The 18471-nt window shown below is 49.6% G+C and carries 17 protein-coding genes; all 17 read left to right on the top strand.

The window, feature by feature from the left end; genetic code table 11:
• The first annotated feature begins 139 nt into the window (after positions 1-139).
• The 17 genes from rpoB (at position 140) to rpsQ (ending at position 18275) form a co-directional block, all read left to right on the top strand.
• Positions 140-4312, top strand: a complete 4173-nt coding sequence (rpoB, locus tag ACT53D_RS08925; protein ID WP_379077977.1) for a DNA-directed RNA polymerase subunit beta — start codon at positions 140-142, stop codon at positions 4310-4312.
• A 23-nt stretch (positions 4313-4335) separates the two neighbouring features.
• The gene (rpoC, locus tag ACT53D_RS08920; protein ID WP_194748738.1) at positions 4336-8595 is read left to right on the top strand and encodes a DNA-directed RNA polymerase subunit beta'; all 4260 of its coding nucleotides are present in this window, start codon (positions 4336-4338) and stop codon (positions 8593-8595) included.
• A gap of 206 nt (positions 8596-8801) precedes the next feature.
• Entirely contained in the window at positions 8802-9185 is a 384-nt protein-coding gene (gene rpsL / locus ACT53D_RS08915; RefSeq protein ID WP_194748737.1) for a 30S ribosomal protein S12, read from the top strand.
• A gap of 98 nt (positions 9186-9283) precedes the next feature.
• On the top strand, positions 9284-9754 hold the full coding sequence (gene rpsG, locus ACT53D_RS08910) for a 30S ribosomal protein S7 (protein WP_194748736.1): 471 nt from the start codon (positions 9284-9286) through the stop codon (positions 9752-9754).
• Positions 9755-9809: 55 nt separating this feature from the next.
• Positions 9810-11903, top strand: coding sequence for an elongation factor G (gene fusA / locus ACT53D_RS08905; RefSeq protein WP_194748735.1), 2094 nt, complete (start codon positions 9810-9812; stop codon positions 11901-11903).
• Positions 11904-11939: 36 nt separating this feature from the next.
• On the top strand, positions 11940-13130 hold the full coding sequence (gene tuf, locus ACT53D_RS08900; protein WP_194748734.1) for an elongation factor Tu: 1191 nt from the start codon (positions 11940-11942) through the stop codon (positions 13128-13130).
• 58 nt (positions 13131-13188) lie between these two features.
• Positions 13189-13497 carry a 30S ribosomal protein S10 gene (gene rpsJ, locus ACT53D_RS08895; RefSeq protein ID WP_018986280.1) on the top strand — a complete coding sequence of 103 codons (309 nt, stop codon included), beginning with the start codon at positions 13189-13191 and terminating at the stop codon, positions 13495-13497.
• 137 nt (positions 13498-13634) lie between these two features.
• Complete coding sequence (gene rplC, locus ACT53D_RS08890) at positions 13635-14285, top strand: 50S ribosomal protein L3 (RefSeq protein WP_049637763.1); 651 nt, start codon at positions 13635-13637, stop codon at positions 14283-14285.
• Positions 14285-14911 (top strand): 50S ribosomal protein L4, encoded by a 627-nt coding sequence (rplD, locus tag ACT53D_RS08885; protein WP_194748733.1) that lies wholly within the window; start codon positions 14285-14287, stop codon positions 14909-14911. Before rplC ends, rplD begins: the two co-directional genes overlap by 1 nt.
• Entirely contained in the window at positions 14908-15222 is a 315-nt protein-coding gene (gene rplW, locus ACT53D_RS08880) for a 50S ribosomal protein L23 (RefSeq protein WP_018986277.1), read from the top strand. The genes rplD and rplW overlap by 4 nt, the downstream gene beginning before the upstream one ends.
• An 11-nt stretch (positions 15223-15233) precedes the next feature.
• Positions 15234-16067 carry a 50S ribosomal protein L2 gene (gene rplB / locus ACT53D_RS08875; RefSeq protein WP_194748732.1) on the top strand — a complete coding sequence of 278 codons (834 nt, stop codon included), beginning with the start codon at positions 15234-15236 and terminating at the stop codon, positions 16065-16067.
• 5 nt (positions 16068-16072) lie between these two features.
• Positions 16073-16348 carry a 30S ribosomal protein S19 gene (gene rpsS / locus ACT53D_RS08870; protein WP_018986275.1) on the top strand — a complete coding sequence of 92 codons (276 nt, stop codon included), beginning with the start codon at positions 16073-16075 and terminating at the stop codon, positions 16346-16348.
• A 10-nt stretch (positions 16349-16358) separates the two neighbouring features.
• Complete coding sequence (rplV, locus tag ACT53D_RS08865) at positions 16359-16697, top strand: 50S ribosomal protein L22 (RefSeq protein ID WP_194748731.1); 339 nt, start codon at positions 16359-16361, stop codon at positions 16695-16697.
• Between the two features lies 1 nt (position 16698).
• Positions 16699-17415 carry a 30S ribosomal protein S3 gene (rpsC, locus tag ACT53D_RS08860; protein ID WP_194748730.1) on the top strand — a complete coding sequence of 239 codons (717 nt, stop codon included), beginning with the start codon at positions 16699-16701 and terminating at the stop codon, positions 17413-17415.
• Positions 17399-17815 (top strand): 50S ribosomal protein L16, encoded by a 417-nt coding sequence (gene rplP / locus ACT53D_RS08855; protein WP_055827127.1) that lies wholly within the window; start codon positions 17399-17401, stop codon positions 17813-17815. The genes rpsC and rplP overlap by 17 nt, the downstream gene beginning before the upstream one ends.
• 11 nt (positions 17816-17826) lie before the next feature.
• A complete protein-coding gene (gene rpmC, locus ACT53D_RS08850) occupies positions 17827-18021 on the top strand; it encodes a 50S ribosomal protein L29 (RefSeq protein ID WP_194748729.1) in 195 nt (64 codons plus the stop codon).
• Positions 18018-18275 carry a 30S ribosomal protein S17 gene (rpsQ, locus tag ACT53D_RS08845; protein ID WP_275356359.1) on the top strand — a complete coding sequence of 86 codons (258 nt, stop codon included), beginning with the start codon at positions 18018-18020 and terminating at the stop codon, positions 18273-18275. The genes rpmC and rpsQ overlap by 4 nt, the downstream gene beginning before the upstream one ends.
• The last annotated feature ends 196 nt before the right edge of the window (positions 18276-18471 follow it).

The raw sequence follows: 18471 nt of genomic DNA, 5'->3' as shown, positions 1-18471 counted from the left end.
AAAGGTGTGTTGTGGCCACATATAGATAAGCTAACCGGCTAATTTAAGTGGCTGATTTTAAATGCGAAGTTAGATGTCAAAACATTGCAGTGGATGAAAAGTGTTTTGTCTTCTACCCTCAAAAATTTCAGGAGACGCTATGAGCTATTCCTTTACCGAAAAGAAACGCCTTCGCAAAAGCTTTGCCAAGCGTGACAGCGTTCAAGAGGTACCTTATCTGCTGGCCATGCAGCTGGAGTCCTATAAATCATTCCTGCAGGAAAATGTACCAGCGGACCAACGTAAAAACGAAGGTCTAGAGTCGACTTTCCGTTCCATTTTCCCGATTGTGAGTCATTCAGAGAATGCCCGTCTGGACTATGTGAGCTACCAATTAGGCGCAGAGCCATTTGACGTGAAAGAATGTCAGCAACGTGGACTGACTTACGCCGTGCCACTGCGTGTCAAGGTGCGTCTGACCATTATGGACCGTGAAGCGTCCAAACCAACTGTCAAAGAAGTCAAAGAACAAGAAGTCTACATGGGTGAATTGCCTCTCATGACCGAAAATGGCTCTTTCGTGATTAATGGTACCGAGCGTGTCATTGTGTCCCAATTGCACCGCAGCCCTGGCGTATTCTTTGAGCACGATCGTGGTAAAACCCACAGCTCCGGTAAGTTGTTGTTCTCTGCACGGATTATTCCTTACCGTGGTTCCTGGTTAGACTTTGAGTTTGACCCTAAAGATTACCTGTACTTCCGTGTGGATCGTCGCCGCAAGATGCCAGTGACCATCCTGCTGAAGGCATTGGGCTACACCCCAGAGCAAATTCTGGAAACCTTCCACGACACCGACACTTTCCACATCGGCCCGAAAGGCGTGGAGTTTGAGTTGGTGGCAGACCGCCTGCGTGGTGAAGTTGCCAAATTCGACATTACTGACAAAGACGGTAATGTGCTGGTTGCCAAAGACAAACGTATCACCGTTAAACATATCCGTGACATCGAAAAAGCGGGCGTAACCACCATGGCGGTACCGACCGACTTTATGATGGGTCGCGCAGTTGCCAAAAACATTATTGATACTGAAACCGGTGAGCTGATTGCTAACGCCAATGATGAAGTGACACCATCATTGCTTGAAAAGTTGGTCGCGGCAAAGATTTCAGAAATCGACACCATTTATACCAACGACTTGGATCATGGTAATTTCATTTCGCAAACATTGCGCAGTGATGAGATTCCTGACCAGTACAGTGCACGTGTAGCGATTTACCGCATGATGCGCCCAGGCGAGCCGCCAACCGAAGAGGCTGTAGAGGCCTTGTTTAATGGTTTGTTCTTCTCTGAAGATCGCTATGACCTGTCCGTAGTGGGTCGTATGAAATTCAACCGCCGTGCTTATCCAAGCAAGCTGGAAGACCGTTCAGCAACCTGGATGCGTCGTTTCTACGAAAAAGTCGGCCCTCAAGGCGATACAGGTAGCAATGTGCTATCCAACGAAGATATCCTCGCTGTCATTGGCGTGCTGATTGAGCTGCGCAATGGCCGTGGCGAGATTGACGATATTGACCACTTGGGTAACCGTCGTATCCGTTCCGTGGGTGAATTGGCCGAGAACCAGTTCCGTGCCGGTCTGGTCCGTGTTGAGCGTGCCGTCAAAGAGCGTCTGTCACAGGCTGAGTCCGAGAACCTGATGCCGCATGACTTGATCAACGCCAAGCCAGTCTCCAGTGCGATTCGTGAGTTTTTCGGTTCTAGCCAGTTGTCGCAGTTTATGGACCAGACTAACCCATTGTCCGAGATTACGCACAAACGCCGTATCTCCGCTTTGGGCCCAGGTGGCTTGACCCGTGAACGTGCTGGTTTCGAAGTGCGTGACGTACACACTACCCACTATGGCCGTGTGTGTCCAATTGAAACGCCTGAAGGTCCAAACATTGGTTTGATCAACTCACTGGCGCTGTACGCCCGTACTAACGAATATGGTTTCCTGGAAACCCCTTATCGTCTGGTTGAAGGCAACAAGGTGTCGGGCAAGATTGATTTCCTGTCAGCCATTGAAGAAAGCCAGTATGTGATCGCACAGGCTAACACCGAACTGTCTACAGACGGTGGCTTCAAGGAGGAATTGGTCTCTGCGCGTTTCCACAACGAATTTACCATGACGCAACCTGAGCGCGTACAGTATATGGACGTGGCACCAGGCCAGATCGTGTCTGTTGCGGCTTCATTGATTCCTTTCCTGGAACACGATGACGCGAACCGTGCCTTGATGGGTGCCAACATGCAACGTCAAGCGGTGCCTTGCCTGCGTGCTGAAAAAGCCGTAGTCGGTACAGGCATTGAGCGTACAGTCGCGGTGGACTCCGGGACTGTCGTGACTGCCCGTCGTGGTGGCGTGGTCGATTACGTCGACTCAGGCCGTATTGTGATTCGTGTCCACGATGCTGAAGCGCAAGCCGGCGAAGTGGGTGTGGATATCTACAACCTGACCAAGTACACCCGTTCTAACCAGAACACCAATATTAACCAGCGTCCGCTGGTTAAAGTAGGCGATATCATTAGCCGCGGCGACGTGGTGGCGGATGGTGCTTCTACGGATATGGGTGAGTTGGCGCTGGGTCAGAACATGCTGGTTGGCTTTATGCCTTGGAACGGTTACAACTACGAAGACTCGATTCTGATCTCCGAGCGCGTAGTGGCTGATGACCGTTACACCTCCATCCACATTGAAGAGCTGTCAGTGGTGGCACGTGATACCAAACTGGGACCTGAAGAGATTACCCGCGATATTTCCAATCTGTCCGAGCGCATGCTGGGCCGTCTGGATGACTCCGGGATTATCTATATTGGTGCCGAGGTGGAAGCGGGTGACGTGCTGGTAGGTAAAGTGACCCCTAAAGGTGAAACCACTTTAACGCCAGAAGAAAAATTGCTGCGTGCGATTTTCGGTGAAAAAGCGTCTGACGTGAAAGACACTTCACTGCGCGTGCCTTCTGGCATGACCGGTACTGTGATCGATGTGCAAGTGTTCACACGCGAAGGTATCGACCGTGATGCCCGTGCGCAACAAATTATTGATGACCAGTTGTCTCACTACAAGAAAGATCTGGGCGACCAGATGCGTATTGTTGAAGACGATACTTTTGGCCGTATCAGCCGTCTGTTGGCGGGTAAAGTGGCCACAGGTGGTCCGAACAAACTGAAAAAAGGCGACACCCTGACTCAGGAATATCTGGAGAGCGTGGGTCGTTATGACTGGTTTGACATCCGTTTGAGCGATGAAGAGGCTGCCCGTCAACTTGAGCAGTTGAAAGACAGCTTGAGCCAGGCCCGCATCGAATTCGATAACAAATTCGAAGAGAAGAAGCGTAAACTGACACAAGGTGACGAACTGCCACCAGGTGTACAAAAAATGGTCAAAGTCTATCTGGCTGTGAAACGCCGTATTCAGCCTGGTGACAAGATGGCCGGTCGTCACGGTAACAAGGGTGTGATTTCAAAAATCTGCCCGGTCGAAGACATGCCATACATGGCTGATGGTACACCGCTGGATATCGTGTTGAACCCGCTGGGCGTGCCTTCACGGATGAACATCGGTCAGATTCTGGAAACCCACCTGGGTTGGGCTGCCAAAGGTTTGGGCAAACGCATTGGCGATATGCTGCAAGCAGAAGCCAAAGTGGCTGAAATCCGAGGCTTCCTGGACAAGATCTATAACAGCAGCACTGGCAAGAAAGAAGACATTGCTGGTCTGACAGATGTGGAAGTGATTGACCTTGCGCAGAACCTGAAACACGGCGTGCCGTTCGCGACACCAGTGTTTGACGGTGCCGCTGAGTCTGACATTAAAGCCATGCTGGATCTGGCTTTCCCTGATGATGACGAGCACACCAAGAAACTGCAGTTCCACGCTGGCAAAACACAGGTCAAACTGTTTGATGGCCGTACCGGTGATGCGTTCGAGCGTCCAGTGACTGTCGGTTACATGCACGTGCTGAAACTGCACCACTTGGTCGATGACAAGATGCACGCACGTTCTACCGGTCCTTACAGCCTGGTGACACAGCAGCCGCTGGGTGGTAAAGCCCAGTTCGGTGGCCAGCGCTTCGGTGAGATGGAAGTGTGGGCACTGGAAGCCTATGGTGCGTCATACACCTTGCAAGAGATGTTGACCGTGAAATCAGATGACGTGAATGGCCGTACCAAAGTGTACGAAAACATCGTCAAAGGTGAGCACAAAATTGATGCGGGTATGCCTGAATCATTCAACGTGCTGGTGAAAGAAATCCGTTCACTGGCCATTGATATTGATTTGGACCGTAACTAAGCCCCGCCATTAGGAGAGTCTCTATGAAAGCGTTATTAGATTTATTTAAACAGGTTACGCAAGAAGAAGAGTTCGACGCGATCAAGATCGCGCTGGCTTCACCTGAAAAAATCCGTTCATGGTCCTATGGCGAAGTGAAAAAGCCAGAAACCATCAACTACCGTACCTTCAAACCTGAGCGGGACGGTTTGTTCTGCTCCAAAATCTTTGGCCCGATCAAAGATTACGAGTGCTTGTGCGGTAAATACAAGCGTTTGAAACACCGCGGTGTGATTTGTGAAAAATGTGGCGTTGAAGTCACACTGAGCAAAGTGCGTCGTGAACGCATGGGTCACATCGAGCTGGCTTCACCCGTGGCCCACATCTGGTTCCTGAAATCCTTGCCTAGCCGTTTGGGTATGGTGCTGGATATCGCTTTGCGCGACATCGAACGTGTGCTGTACTTTGAAGCATTCATCGTGATTGACCCAGGCATGACGCCGCTGACCCGTGGTCAGTTGCTGACTGAAGATGACTATCTGGCCAAGGTGGAAGAATACGGTGACGAATTCAACGCCGTGATGGGTGCTGAAGCCGTGCGTGAATTGTTGCGCACCATGGACATTGAGCGCGAGATTGAAACATTGCGTAGCGAACTGTCCGCGACCAGCTCTGAAGCCAAGATCAAGAAGATCGCCAAGCGTCTGAAAGTGCTGGAAGCGTTCCAGAAATCCGGCATCAAGCCAGAGTGGATGATCCTGGAAATCTTGCCAGTGTTGCCACCAGAGCTGCGTCCATTGGTCCCATTGGATGGCGGCCGCTTTGCGACCTCAGATTTGAACGACCTGTATCGCCGTGTGATCAACCGTAACAACCGCTTGAAGCGTTTGTTAGAGTTGAAAGCGCCTGAAATCATCGTCCGTAACGAAAAACGTATGTTGCAAGAGGCTGTTGACTCTCTGCTGGATAACGGTCGTCGCGGTAAAGTCATGACCGGCGCCAACAAGCGTCCGCTCAAATCACTGGCTGACATGATCAAAGGTAAAGGCGGTCGTTTCCGTCAAAACCTGTTGGGTAAACGTGTGGACTACTCCGGCCGTTCCGTGATTGTGGTTGGTCCGCAGTTGAAACTGCATCAGTGCGGTTTGCCTAAGAAAATGGCGCTGGAATTGTTCAAGCCTTTCATTTTCCACAAGCTGGAAGTGTTAGGTCTGGCAACCACCATTAAAGCGGCCAAGAAGAAAGTGGAAGAGGAAGGACCAGAAGTCTGGGATATCCTCGAGGACGTGATCCGCGAGCATCCGGTGTTGTTGAACCGTGCGCCTACCTTGCACCGTTTGGGTATCCAGGCATTTGAGCCAGTATTGATCGAAGGTAAAGCGATCCAGTTGCACCCATTGGTGTGTTCAGCCTTTAACGCCGACTTTGACGGTGACCAGATGGCGGTACACGTTCCATTGAGTCTGGAAGCACAGATGGAAGCCCGCACCTTGATGTTGGCTTCCAACAACGTACTGTCTCCAGCCAACGGCGAGCCTATCATTGTGCCTTCGCAGGATATTGTGTTGGGTCTGTACTACATGACTCGCGAAAAAGTGGCTGCACGTGGCGAAGGTATGATCTTCAGTGACATCAAGGAAGTACAACGTGTGTACGACCAGGGGCTGATCGATTTGCACGCCAAGATTACGGTGCGTATCCGTGAGTTCGAGATGGATGTGACCGGTCACAAAACCGAGAAATTCAATCGGTATAACACCACCGTTGGCCGTGCTTTGCTGTCTGAAATTCTGCCACCAGGCATGCCATACAGCTACATTGACAAGGCACTGAAGAAAAAAGAAATTTCACGCCTGATCAACGCCAGCTTCCGTAAGGTGGGCATCCGTGAAACCGTGATCTTCGCGGATAAACTGATGTACACCGGTTACTCATACGCGACCAAAGCCGGTATCTCTATCAGCATCAATGACATGTTGGTGCCACCAGAGAAAGAGCAATTGATTGCGGCTGCCGATGCTGAAGTGAAAGAGATCGAAGACCAGTATGTGTCCGGTCTGGTGACACAGGGTGAGCGTTACAACAAGGTGGTCGACATCTGGGGTCGTGCCGGTGACAAAGTGGCTGAGGCCATGATGAAGCAGTTGCGCGAAGAAGATGTCAAGGACGCTGACGGCAACGTGGTCACCAAAGACGGTAAAGCTGTCCGTCAGGAATCCTTTAACGCGATTTACATGATGGCCGACTCCGGTGCGCGGGGTTCTGCAGCGCAGGTACGTCAGCTGGCTGGTATGCGTGGCCTGATGGCGAAACCAGATGGTTCCATTATTGAAACGCCGATCAAGGCGAACTTCCGTGATGGCTTGAACGTGTTGCAATACTTTATTTCAACCCACGGTGCGCGTAAGGGTCTGGCCGATACGGCGCTGAAAACAGCGAACTCCGGTTACCTGACACGCCGTCTGGTAGACGTGACACAAGACTTGGTTGTGACCGAGACGGATTGTGGCACCACCGAAGGCTTGGTCACCAAGGCGCTGGTTAAAGGCGGTGAAGTAGTTGAGCCCTTGCATGACCGTATCCTAGGCCGTACCTCTGCTCTGGATATCTTGCATCCTGAAACACAGGAAGTGGTATTCGCAGCCGGTACTTTACTGGGTGAAGACGAAGTCGAGAAAATTGATGCCTTGGGCATTGATGAAGTCAAAGTGCGTACTGCCCTGACTTGCGACACGCGTTACGGTATCTGCGCCAAGTGCTACGGTCGTGACCTGGGTCGTGGCAAGCTGATCAGTATCGGCGAGTCTGTCGGCGTGATTGCGGCACAGTCCATCGGTGAGCCTGGTACACAGTTGACCATGCGTACATTCCACATTGGTGGTGCGGTATCCCGTGCAGCTTCTGTGTCACAAGTAGAGAGCAAGTCTAACGGTACGGCTGGCTTCACTTCTACCATGCGTTACGTGACCAACTCACGTGGTGAGCAGATCGTGATTTCCCGTAACGGTGAGGTTGTGATTTCTGACGACAATGGCCGTGAGCGTGAGCGTCATAAAGTGCCTTACGGTGCGACGCTGACCATCAATGATGGTAAGACGGTTAAAGCGGGTCAGGCCTTGGCGACTTGGGATCCACATACTCGTCCGATTATTACCGAGTATGCGGGGCGCGTGAAGTTCGAGAACGTTGAAGAAGGCGTCACGGTTGCTAAGCAGGTGGATGAAGTCACTGGCTTGTCCTCACTGGTGGTGATTGATCCTAAACAAAGAGCGGGCTCGACTAAAGGCTTGCGTCCACAGGTGAAATTGCTGGATGCAAATGGTGTGGAAGTGAAAATTGCCGGTACTGAAACGCCGGTAAACGTCACCTTCCAGCTGGGTTGTATCATTACCGTGAAAGATGGTCAGGAAGTGGGTGTGGGTGAAGTGCTGGCACGTATCCCGCAAGAATCCTCCAAAACACGGGATATTACCGGGGGTCTGCCACGTGTGGCTGAACTGTTCGAAGCGCGTTCACCCAAAGATGCCGGCATGCTGGCAGAAGTGACCGGTACTGTGTCATTTGGTAAGGACACCAAGGGTAAGCAGCGTCTGGTCATTACTGACCTGGACGGTATTACCAGCGAGTTCCTGATTGCCAAGGACAAGCACGTGACCGCGCACGATGGTCAAGTGGTCACCAAGGGTGAAACGATTGTCGACGGCCCGGCAGATCCGCAAGACATCTTGCGTCTGCAAGGTCGTGAGGCACTGGCACGTTACATCATTGACGAAGTACAAGACGTTTATCGTTTGCAGGGCGTGAAGATTAACGACAAGCACATTGAAGTGATTGTGCGTCAGATGTTGCGCCGTGTGAAAGTGCAAGATGCCGGAGATACCAGCTTCATCCCGGGTGAGCAGGTAGAACGTGCAGACTTGTTGACTGAAAACGAACGCGTCATTGCCGAAAACAAACGTCCCGCAACTTTCGAGTACGTATTGCTGGGGATTACCAAGGCATCGCTGTCTACGGACTCCTTCATCTCTGCCGCATCCTTCCAGGAAACGACAAGAGTGTTGACCGAGGCTGCGATCTTGGGCAAACGCGACGATCTGCGTGGCTTGAAAGAAAACGTGATTGTCGGCCGTCTGATTCCAGCCGGTACCGGTTTGGCGTATCACGAGTCTCGCAAGCGTGCAGCAATCGCGTCGTTGACGCCAAATGTTGCTGAGCCTTCAGAGGCGATGTTGGCCGCTGAAGCGATGTTTGCACCAGAAGAAGTGGTTGAAGAAACCGCAACGGACGACAACGCGACCGAGTAATTTTAGGCTTTTCCGGTCGTCAGGCCGGGCAATAAACAAGGGGTGTCCAAGTATGAATAATGCTTGACACCCCTTGACTCGTTTATTAAAATGCTGGGTTTCTCAGAATAGCCTTATTGTCTCAATAAGGTGTTATTGTTGATATGCCGCCAGTCCTGAGTTTCCTGCTCAGTTGGTGGATTTTTTAAGGTGAAGAGGTTAAGGCAATGCCAACCATTAATCAGTTAGTACGTAAACCACGCGTTAAAGTGGTAACCAAGAGCAAGGTTCCAGCCCTGGAATCCTGCCCACAAAAGCGTGGTGTATGTACCCGTGTGTACACCACTACTCCTAAAAAGCCAAACTCCGCGTTGCGTAAGGTTGCCAAAGTGCGCCTGACTAACGGTTACGAAGTCATTAGCTACATCGGCGGTGAAGGCCATAACCTGCAAGAGCACTCTGTGGTACTGATTCGCGGTGGTCGTGTAAAAGACTTGCCAGGTGTGCGTTACCACATGGTGCGCGGTAGCTTGGATACGGCTGGTGTGAAAGATCGTAAACAGTCACGTTCCAAATACGGTGCTAAACGTCCTAAAGAAGCTAAAGCTTAATTTGTTAAGTTGGTTTCGGACATTGGTCCAATTTTTAATAGCGGCTGAAATGCCTTGCAGTGTTGTAGCTAGCAAAATTTAATTGAAAGAGAATAGTTATGCCTAGACGTAGAGAAGTTCCCAAACGTAATATCTTGCCGGATCCAAAATTTGGTAGCCAGGAAGTATCCAAATTCGTAAACGTACTGATGACAGGTGGTAAGAAATCTGTTGCTGAGCGTATTGTTTACGGTGCATTTGATCAAGTAGCCAGCAAGAGTGGCAAAGATCCGCTGGAATTATTCACCACAGCGTTGAACAATCTGCGCCCTATCGTTGAAGTGAAAAGCCGTCGTGTCGGTGGTGCTAACTATCAGGTGCCTGTTGAAGTGCGTCCTAGCCGTCGTAGCGCCTTGGCAATGCGTTGGTTGCGTGATGCAGCGCGCAAGCGTGGCGAAAAGTCCATGGGCTTGCGTCTGGCTGCTGAGTTGCTTGAAGCCTCAGAAGGCCGCGGCGCCGCAATGAAGAAGCGTGAAGAAGTTCATCGTATGGCAGAAGCCAACAAGGCTTTCTCACACTTCCGTTTTTAATTAAACGACCTCGTTCTTTAATAATTAGTTGAATTGATAGCAAAGGTAAAGCATCGTGGCACGTAAAACCCCTATTGAACGCTACCGTAATATTGGTATTTCTGCGCACATTGACGCAGGTAAAACAACCACGACAGAACGTATTCTGTTCTACACTGGTGTGAACCATAAAATTGGTGAGGTGCACGATGGTGCAGCGACCATGGACTGGATGGAACAAGAGCAGGAGCGTGGGATTACCATTACTTCCGCTGCGACCACCTGTTTCTGGAAAGGCATGGACCTGTCTTTGCCTGAGCATCGATTCAACATTATTGATACCCCTGGGCACGTAGACTTCACGATTGAAGTTGAGCGTTCCATGCGTGTGCTGGATGGCGCCTGCATGGTGTACTGTGCGGTAGGTGGTGTGCAACCACAATCTGAAACTGTTTGGCGTCAGGCCAACAAATACAAAGTGCCTCGCTTGGCCTTTGTGAACAAAATGGACCGTTCTGGTGCCGACTTCTTCAAAGTGGTTGAGCAGATGAAAACGCGTCTGCGCGCAAGCCCAGTGCCTGTGGTGATCCCAATTGGCCGTGAAGATACTTTCACTGGCGTCGTTGATCTCATGAAAATGAAAGCCATTATCTGGGATGAGGCTTCTCAAGGCATGAAATTTACTTACGGTGAGATTCCGGCTGATCTGGTTGAGACTGCTAAAAAATGGCGCGAGCAGATGGTTGAATCTGCGGCTGAAGCCAGCGAAGATCTGATGAACAAATACCTGGAAAACGGTGATCTGGAAGAGAAGGACATCGTGTTTGGTCTGCGTACGCGTACCATTGCGGGTGAAATTCAGCCGATGCTGTGCGGTTCTGCCTTTAAAAACAAAGGCGTGCAACGTATGCTGGATGCGGTGATTCAGTTCCTGCCATCTCCAGTAGATATTCCTGATGTGACCGGTGAAGATGATGATGGCAAACCAGCCAGCCGTAAAGCCGATGACAAAGAGGGGTTCTCTGCGCTGGCATTTAAATTGATGACAGACCCGTTTGTCGGTCAGTTGACTTTTATCCGTGTTTACTCTGGTGTGTTGAACAAGGGTGATACCGTACTCAACTCTGTGAAGGGTAAAAAAGAGCGTATCGGTCGTATCGTTCAGATGCATGCGAATAACCGTGAAGAAGTGGATGAAGTGTTGGCAGGCGACATTGCAGCCTGTATCGGTTTGAAAGAAGTGACCACAGGTGAATCTCTGTGCTCTCCAGACAAGCCTATCATCCTTGAACGCATGGTATTCCCTGAGCCAGTGATTCACGTGGCTGTTGAGCCAAAAACCAAGAGCGATCAGGAAAAAATGGGCTTGGCATTGGGTCGTTTGGCACAAGAAGACCCTTCTTTCCGCGTGCGTTCCGACGAAGAGTCTGGCCAAACCATTATTTCCGGTATGGGTGAATTGCACCTGGAGATTCTGGTTGACCGTATGAAGCGTGAATTCAACGTTGAAGCCAACGTAGGTGCGCCACAAGTGGCTTACCGTGAAGCGATCCGTAAAGCGGTTGAGGTTGAAGGTAAATTCGTTAAACAGTCCGGTGGTAAAGGTCAGTACGGTCACGTATGGCTCAAAATGGAGCCAAATGAGGCTGGTAAAGGTTACGAGTTCGTGGATGCCATTAAAGGCGGTACTGTGCCACGTGAATTTATCCCTGCAGTAGATAAAGGGTTGCGTGAAACGATTCCAGCAGGTGTTCTGGCAGGCTTCCCAGTGGTCGACGTAAAAGTGACCCTGTTTGATGGTTCCTACCATGACGTTGACTCGAACGAAAACGCGTTCAAGATGGCTGCTTCTATCGGTTTCAAAGATGGTATGCGTAAAGCAGATCCAGTCTTGCTGGAGCCAATGATGGCGGTTGAAGTTGAAACGCCTGAAGAGTACATGGGTGATGTGATGGGTGACTTGTCATCTCGTCGTGGCATCATTCAGGGCATGGATGATATGCCTGGTGGCGGTAAAGCGATTAAAGCTGAAGTGCCGCTGTCAGAGATGTTTGGTTACTCCACTGTCGTGCGTTCCTTGTCACAAGGTCGTGCAACCTACAGCATGGAATTCAAACACTACGCAGATGCGCCGAAAAACGTTGCTGATGCAATCATCAACAAAAAATAATTGATTTTTAAAGTATTGAATTAAAGGAAAAACATCATGGCAAAAGGCAAATTTGAACGTACCAAGCCACACGTGAACGTTGGTACGATTGGTCACGTTGACCACGGTAAGACAACATTGACAGCGGCGATCACCACAGTGTTGACCAAGAAATTTGGTGGCGAAGCAAAAGCTTACGACCAAATTGACGCGGCACCAGAAGAAAAAGCACGTGGTATTACCATCAACACAGCACACGTTGAGTACGAGACTGCAAGCCGTCACTACGCACACGTTGACTGCCCAGGCCACGCCGACTACGTTAAAAACATGATTACCGGTGCTGCCCAGATGGACGGCGCGATCCTGGTATGTTCCGCTGCTGACGGCCCTATGCCACAAACACGTGAGCACATCCTGTTGGCCCGTCAGGTTGGCGTACCATACATCGTTGTGTTCCTGAACAAAGCTGACATGGTTGACGACGCTGAGTTGTTGGAACTGGTTGAAATGGAAGTGCGTGACTTGCTGAGCAAGTATGACTTCCCAGGTGATGACACCCCAATCATCAAAGGTTCTGCTAAATTGGCCCTTGAAGGCGACCAATCAGAAATCGGCGAACCAGCGATCTTCGCATTGGCTGACGCATTGGACAGCTACATCCCAACCCCAGAGCGTGCCATCGACGGTACCTTCCTGATGCCAGTAGAAGACGTATTCTCTATCTCTGGTCGTGGTACTGTAGTAACAGGCCGTGTTGAGCGTGGTATCGTTAAAGTCGGTGACGAAATCGAAATCGTTGGCCTGAAGCCAACCTTGAAAACCACCTGTACTGGTGTTGAAATGTTCCGTAAACTGCTGGACCAAGGTCAAGCAGGTGACAACGTAGGCGTACTGCTGCGCGGTACCAAGCGTGAAGAAGTTGAGCGTGGTCAAGTGCTGGCTAAATCCGGTTCTATCAAACCACACACCAAGTTCACCGCTGAGATCTACGTGTTGGGTAAAGATGAAGGTGGTCGTCATACACCATTCTTCAACGGCTACCGTCCACAGTTCTACTTCCGTACCACTGACGTGACTGGTGCAGTTGAATTGCCAGCAGGTACCGAAATGGTGATGCCAGGTGATAACGTCTCTATCACTGTGACATTGATCGCGCCTATCGCGATGGAAGATGGTCTGCGCTTCGCGATTCGTGAAGGTGGTCGTACCGTTGGTGCTGGCGTCGTTGCCAAAATCATCGAGTAATTCTTTTTATGAGCGGCAGGAGTATCCTGCCGCTTTTTGCTCTTTTTAAGGAAAAAACATGGCAGCTCAAAAAATTCGTATCCGTCTGAAAGCATTTGACTATCGTTTGATCGACCAATCTGCTTTGGAAATTGTGGATACTGCGAAACGTACTGGTGCAGTTGTAAAAGGTCCAGTGCCATTGCCAACACGTATCGAACGCTTTGACATTCTGCGTTCACCACACGTGAACAAAACCTCCCGTGACCAGTTTGAAATCCGTACCCATCAGCGTTTGATGGATATCGTTGATCCTACAGACAAGACTGTAGATGCATTGATGAAATTGGATTTGCCAGCTGGCGTAGATGTAGAAATCAAGCTTTAATTTTTAAAGTTGTCATTAGAAATAACCTTTTCGAAAGAAAAGGTTATTGTCAAATCAAGAATAGTTCGGTATAATCCGCGCTCTTCGGTGGACGGTCAATTGTAATCGTTCACTTTAACTATTATAAGGAACTGATCATGAGCTTAGGGCTTATTGGTCGCAAGGTGGGCATGACCCGCATTTTTACAGAAGAAGGCGCAAGCGTTCCTGTAACAGTGCTGGAAGTGATTCCTAACCGCGTGACACAAGTAAAGACAGTCGCAACTGATGGTTATACTGGCCTTCAGGTTGCTTATGGTGAGCGTCGTGCTAGCCGTATCAACAAAGCGTTGACTGGCCATTATGCCAAGGCTGGCGTTGCTGCCGGTGCTGGTATTAAAGAATTCAATGTGGCTGAAGATGTATTGGCTAACTTCCAAGTGGGTGGCAATGTCACTGTAGACATTTTCTCCGTTGGTCAGTTGGTTGATGTGACGGGTACTTCCATCGGTAAAGGTTTTGCCGGTGCGATCAAGCGTCACAACTTCTCCTCTAACCGTGCATCTCACGGTAACTCACGTTCGCACAATGTACCGGGTTCTATCGGTATGGCGCAGGATCCAGGTCGAGTATTCCCTGGTAAGCGCATGCCTGGTCATTTGGGTGATGCTAAAGTCACAACCCAAAACCTGGAAATCGTCCGTGTAGATGTGGAGCGTAACCTGTTGTTGATTAAAGGTTCCGTGCCTGGCTCCAAAGGTGGCAATGTCGTTGTACGTCCAGCCATCAAAGCGAAAGGGGCTAAATAATGGAATTGAAACTTATCGATCAAAACGGCAAGGTTGCTAAAAAAGGCGTAGATGCCTCTGATGTGACGTTCGGTCGTGAATTTAATGAGTCATTGGTGCATGAAGTGGTTGTTGCCTACATGGCAAACGCTCGTACTGCAACCCGTGCTCAAAAAACACGTGCTACTGTTGCCCACACGACACACAAGCCGTATGCACAAAAAGGTACTGGTAACGCCCGTGCCGGTATGGCATCCAGCCCGATTTGGCGCGGAGGCGGTCGTGCATTCCCAAATAGCCCTAACGAAAACTATAGCCATAAGGTGAACCGTAAGGCTTACCGTGCTGGTATGCAGACGATTTTGTCTGAACTGGTGCGTCAGGACCGTTTGAAGGTGGTAGACAGTTTCACTGTTGATACGCCAAAAACGAAACAATTTGTACAGAAAATCAATGCTCTGGGCATCGATGGCGGTGTTTTGCTGTTGACTGATGGTTTTGATGAGAATTTGTACTTGTCTTCCCGTAACCTGCCAAACGTATTGGTGGTTGAAGCGCAATATGCTGACCCAGTAAGTCTGGTGCGTTTCCCTAACGTTTTGGTCACAGCCGGTGCTGTGAAGAAACTTGAGGAGATCTTGGCATGATTACCGCAGCTACAAAAACACAAGATCGTTTGTTGCAAGTGATTTTGGCTCCACAAATTACTGAAAAAGCAACATTCATTGCTGACAAGCATCAGCAAATTGCTTTTAAAGTGCGTACTGATGCGACCAAGCCAGAAATTAAGGCTGCTGTTGAATTGGTGTTCAAGGTCGAAGTCGCTTCTGTGTCTGTGATTAATGTCGCAGGTAAAGTGAAGCGCGCTGGTCGTCGCATGGGTAAACGTAGTGACTGGAAAAAAGCTTATGTGAGCTTGAAGCCAGGTCAAGAAATTAACTTCGCAGCTGGCGAATAAGGAGAGAAGACATGGCATTAGTTAAAGTCAAACCAACTTCCCCCGGTCGTCGCGGTGTATTGAAAGTCATTACACCAGATTTGCATAAAGGCAAGCCTTACGCGCCGCTGTTGGAAAGTCAAAGCAAGAACGCAGGTCGTAACAATAACGGCCGTATTACCACTCGTCATCAAGGTGGTGGTCATAAGCAGCATTACCGTATTGTCGACTTCCGTCGCAACAAAGATGGTATTCCTGCAACTGTTGAGCGTATCGAATACGATCCAAACCGTACAGCAAACATTGCTTTGTTGTGCTACGCGGATGGTGAGCGTCGTTACATCATTGCGCCACGTGGCATCGCTGCCGGTGCGCAACTGTTGAGCGGCTCTGAAGCGCCTATCCGTGCTGGTAATGCTTTGCCACTGCGCAATATTCCAGTTGGTAGCACCATTCACTGCATCGAGATTCAGCCAGGTAAAGGTGCCCAAATCGCCCGTTCAGCCGGTACTTCTGTCCAGCTGTTGGCACGTGAAGGTTCTTATGCTCAGTTACGTTTGCGCTCTGGTGAAGTTCGCCGTGTGCACGTGGATTGCAAGGCAACCCTGGGTGAAGTGGGTAACGAAGAGCATTCATTGCGTTCTATCGGTAAAGCTGGTGCGATGCGCTGGCGCGGTATCCGTCCAACCGTACGTGGTGTGGTGATGAACCCGGTTGATCACCCGCACGGTGGTGGTGAAGGCCGTACTGCTGCCGGTATGAACCCTGTGTCACCATGGGGTCAGAAAACTAAGGGTTATCGTACTCGTAAGAACAAGCGTACCGATAACATGCGCGTAAGTCGTCGTCCGAGAAATGTAAGGTAATCGCTATGGCACGTTCTATTAAAAAAGGTCCATTTGTGGATGCACATTTGGCGAAGAAAGTCGAAACCGCTGTTGCGGGTCGCGATCGCAAACCAATCAAAACTTGGTCGCGTCGCTCGACAGTTTTGCCAAATTTCATTGGTTTAACCATCGCAGTGCACAACGGCAGACAGCATGTGCCTGTGTTGATTTCTGAAAACATGGTTGGTCACAAGCTCGGTGAATTTGCGTTGACACGCACATTCAAGGGTCACGCGGCTGATAAAAAAGCGAAGAAGTAAGGGGCTGATAATGCAAGTGACTGCAGTTTTAAAAGGCGTACACCTTTCTCCGCAAAAAGCGCGTTTGGTGGCTGACCTTGTGCGTGGCAAAAAAGTTGATCAAGCACTGAATATCCTGGCATTCACGCCCAAGCGTGGTGCTGAGATCATCAAAAAAGTGGTTGAGTCAGCCATTGCTAACGCTGAACATAACAATGGTGCTGATATCGATACGTTGAAGGTGACTTCAATTTATGTCGATAAAGGCTTGGTGATGAAGCGTATCCGTGCACGTGCAAAAGGTCGCGCTGGTCGTATTACGAAGCCAACCTGTCATATTCATGTGACAGTCGGTGACTCAAAGGAATAATATGGGACAGAAAATTCATCCAATTGGGTTCCGTTTGAGCGTTCAGAAAAACTGGGCCTCACGTTGGTACTCTAACAGCCAGAACTTCCCTGCGATGTTGCAAGGCGACATCAAAGTGCGTGAGTTCTTGAACAAGAAACTGGCAAGCGCTGCTGTAAGCAAAATTATTATCGAGCGTCCGGCTAAAAACGCAAAAATTACAATTCACAGTGCCCGTCCAGGTGTTGTGATTGGTAAAAAAGGTGAAGACATCGAGTCTTTACGTTCTACTCTGCAAGGGTTGATGGGCGTGCCTGTTCACCTGAACATTGAAGAAGTGCGTAAGCCAGAGTTAGATGCTACATTGATCGCACAGTCGATTGCTCAGCAATTGGAAAAGCGTGTGATGTTCCGTCGTGCCATGAAACGCGCCATGCAAAATGCAATGCGTTTGGGTGCACAAGGCATCAAGATTATGAGTTCCGGTCGTTTGAACGGTATCGAAATTGCACGTACAGAGTGGTATCGCGAAGGTCGTGTGCCTCTCCATACACTGCGTGCTGATATCGACTATGGTGTGGCAGAAGCTTCTACCACCTACGGTATTATCGGGATTAAAGTTTGGGTATTCAAAGGCGAGATTTTCGGTGACAACGCTGCTGCTAATGCTGCGGTTGCCGATGCTGAGCCAGAGAAAAAAGTAAGAAAGCCGAGGGCTAAAGATGCTGCAACCAGCTAGACAGAAATACCGCAAGATGCAAAAGGGTCGTAATAAAGGCATTGCGACTACTGGTAACAAGGTAAGCTTTGGTGAATTTGGTTTAAAAGCGATTGGTCGTGGTCGTTTGACCGCACGCCAGATTGAAGCTGCCCGTCGTGTGATGACTCGTCACATTAAACGTGGTGGTCGCGTTTGGATCCGTGTGTTTCCTGACCAACCAATCTCTAAAAAACCAGCTGAAGTGCGTATGGGTAATGGTAAAGGTAGTGTTGATTACTACATCGCTCAAATTCAGCCAGGCAAAATGTTGTACGAGATGGATGGCGTGAGCGAAGAGTTGGCTCGCGAAGCTTTCAAATTGGCTGCTGCTAAGTTGCCAATTGAAACTACATTCATGACCCGTCAAATTGGCAGTTAAGGAGTAGTTAAATGAAAGCTTCAGAATTCAGAGCAAAATCGGCAGATGAGCTCAATAACGAGTTGGTAGAGTTGCGTCGTGCGCAGTTTTCATTGCGTATGCAATTGGCGACTCAACAATTGAACAAAGTGGATCAGCTGGCTAAAGTGCGCAAAGATGTTGCTCGCGTCAAGACCGTGCTGGCTGAGAAGGCGAAACAGGCATGATGACTGAAAAAGCGAAAGTTGTACGCAGTTTGACTGGCCGCGTCGTAAGCAACAAGATGGATAAAACCGTGACTGTGCTTGTCGAGCGTAAAGTGAAACACCCTTTGATTGGTAAAGTGGTTGTGAAATCGAACAAGTTCCATGCACATGATGAAAACAATGCATGTAACGAAGGCGATGTTGTGACGATCACAGAAACCCGCCCATACTCCAAGACCAAAACTTGGATCGTAAGCAAAATCGAAGCTAAATAAGGCTTCAAATATATAAAACCGGAAAAACGCTTGTCATAAGCGTTTTTTTGGTTGTATAATGTTGGACTTTTCGGTGCCCGCCTTAGTTGGCATGTAGCTGGCACCCCAATACTGACCGTGGTCTATTGGCCTTAACGTGTTTTTTGGGCGCAAGTTCAAAAAGCGGGCGGCTGGTAGTGGTTATAACGGATTAAGT

The organism is Methylophilus sp. DMC16 (assembly GCF_056314045.1).
Note: the sequence above shows the minus strand (reverse complement) of the source record. Positions and strands in the feature narration are given on the sequence as shown.

Excerpts from the sequence above, each read along its gene's own strand:
- rpsJ (WP_018986280.1), top strand. The coding sequence starts at position 13,189 with ATGGCAGCTCAAAAAATTCGTATCCGTCTGAAAGCATTTGACTATCGT.
- rplW (WP_018986277.1), top strand. The coding sequence starts at position 14,908 with ATGATTACCGCAGCTACAAAAACACAAGATCGTTTGTTGCAAGTGATT.
- rplB (WP_194748732.1), top strand. The coding sequence starts at position 15,234 with ATGGCATTAGTTAAAGTCAAACCAACTTCCCCCGGTCGTCGCGGTGTA.
- rpsL (WP_194748737.1), top strand. The coding sequence starts at position 8,802 with ATGCCAACCATTAATCAGTTAGTACGTAAACCACGCGTTAAAGTGGTA.
- rpsC (WP_194748730.1), top strand. The coding sequence starts at position 16,699 with ATGGGACAGAAAATTCATCCAATTGGGTTCCGTTTGAGCGTTCAGAAA.
- rpmC (WP_194748729.1), top strand. The coding sequence starts at position 17,827 with ATGAAAGCTTCAGAATTCAGAGCAAAATCGGCAGATGAGCTCAATAAC.
- rplD (WP_194748733.1), top strand. The coding sequence starts at position 14,285 with ATGGAATTGAAACTTATCGATCAAAACGGCAAGGTTGCTAAAAAAGGC.
- rpsG (WP_194748736.1), top strand. The coding sequence starts at position 9,284 with ATGCCTAGACGTAGAGAAGTTCCCAAACGTAATATCTTGCCGGATCCA.
- rplP (WP_055827127.1), top strand. The coding sequence starts at position 17,399 with ATGCTGCAACCAGCTAGACAGAAATACCGCAAGATGCAAAAGGGTCGT.
- rplC (WP_049637763.1), top strand. The coding sequence starts at position 13,635 with ATGAGCTTAGGGCTTATTGGTCGCAAGGTGGGCATGACCCGCATTTTT.
- rpoC (WP_194748738.1), top strand. The coding sequence starts at position 4,336 with ATGAAAGCGTTATTAGATTTATTTAAACAGGTTACGCAAGAAGAAGAG.
- rpoB (WP_379077977.1), top strand. The coding sequence starts at position 140 with ATGAGCTATTCCTTTACCGAAAAGAAACGCCTTCGCAAAAGCTTTGCC.
- rpsQ (WP_275356359.1), top strand. The coding sequence starts at position 18,018 with ATGATGACTGAAAAAGCGAAAGTTGTACGCAGTTTGACTGGCCGCGTC.
- rplV (WP_194748731.1), top strand. The coding sequence starts at position 16,359 with ATGCAAGTGACTGCAGTTTTAAAAGGCGTACACCTTTCTCCGCAAAAA.
- tuf (WP_194748734.1), top strand. The coding sequence starts at position 11,940 with ATGGCAAAAGGCAAATTTGAACGTACCAAGCCACACGTGAACGTTGGT.
- rpsS (WP_018986275.1), top strand. The coding sequence starts at position 16,073 with ATGGCACGTTCTATTAAAAAAGGTCCATTTGTGGATGCACATTTGGCG.